Origin of the sequence: Sphingobacterium sp. UBA7249, assembly GCF_002472835.1 — a bacterium.
Lineage (GTDB): Bacteria > Bacteroidota > Bacteroidia > Sphingobacteriales > Sphingobacteriaceae > Sphingobacterium > Sphingobacterium prati.
The window spans coordinates 49,696-50,848 of record NZ_DKST01000016.1 but is presented as its reverse complement, the minus strand read 5'-3'; the positions used below and the strand labels follow the sequence as shown (position 1 = coordinate 50,848).

At 44.2% G+C, this 1,153-nt stretch carries 1 protein-coding gene; it reads right to left on the bottom strand.

The annotated features are described in order from the left end of the window. A partial coding sequence (locus B4A24_RS13860; RefSeq protein WP_293945730.1) for a hypothetical protein occupies nt 1-793 on the bottom strand: 793 nt, incomplete at its 3' end. Between the last annotated feature and the right edge of the window lie 360 nt (nt 794-1,153).

The window sequence follows — 1,153 nt, the reverse complement described above, 5'->3', positions numbered from 1 at the left end:
TGGTTCCGCCCGGAATAATTATATAACGGTACATAATTTGACTAGGTAATGCCACGAGACTGCCACCATCGTAGACAAACCGATAGATAATAATTCGATTCTGTTTGGGGTGATAGGCGATCGTGCTCATTCTCCCCGCGGCTCTTGACGTATAAGGTAACTGGAACGCCCCGCCTCCATAATCTAAATAAACCATCACGGTTCCACTGCTCAGTATTGAGGAGGAAAGCCCCTGAGCAGCAAGATGGCCGATTCTGACAGCTGTACCGTCCATAGTAGAATCTTTAGTGCCTGTAACACGTTGCCAACCACTGTAGCGCACATTAGCAGTACCGGTAGCTCCTCTCAGGTTGACGCCTGTCCCCCATCCGGATGCAGTTTTAGGCCCAAAAAATTGATAGCTATCCACCTTAAAATAGAAGTCGCCCACAGCACCCACCGACACCGCTGGAATTTGGGTGCCGCTCAGGATTTTGGATCCCGCCGCTCCATTGGCACCTGTCGCTCCCTTAAAAGAAGTCGCTTTACCCCATCCGGCATCCGTTTTGGGACCATATATTTCGGAAGTCGTTTTACGGATATAATAATCTCCAGCTTTCCCCAGCGTAGCGACAGGAACCGCATCTCCAGAGAAAATTGTCGCTCCGTCATCGCCTTTTACCCCCTGAATTCCCCTAGCGCCCTGCTCGCCTTTTTCGCCAATGGCTCCCTGCGGTCCAGTGTCACCCTCTTTGCAGGAGAAAAAGATAACCAGTCCTAGACTGACCATCAACATGCTTTTTAAAACTTTCATTTGAATAATTAGTTTTTAAACTTTATCCAAATATATCGTTGGTTCAGTTGCAAAAAATCAGTAATGAGCGAAACAGGAGTTTCAATGAGTGAATAAACCTAGATATCTAGTAAAGAAATGAAAGAAAAAAAACTGCTCACCTAGCAGATAAGTTTACAAAAGAGAAAAGTTCCCGGTTTTTTGGAGTAGATCCATTACTTAAAAATGAGGGCAGAAAATCTTGTCACTGCTATCCTTTATTTTTGTATCGGCATTTTCTAAGGAAACAGGTTTGGGGAGCCCTACTCCGAAAACTTCTTTTTTATTTTGGCGGATTTTAAAATTTATAACATGATTAGCCGTGCTCTTAATCAAAAAATT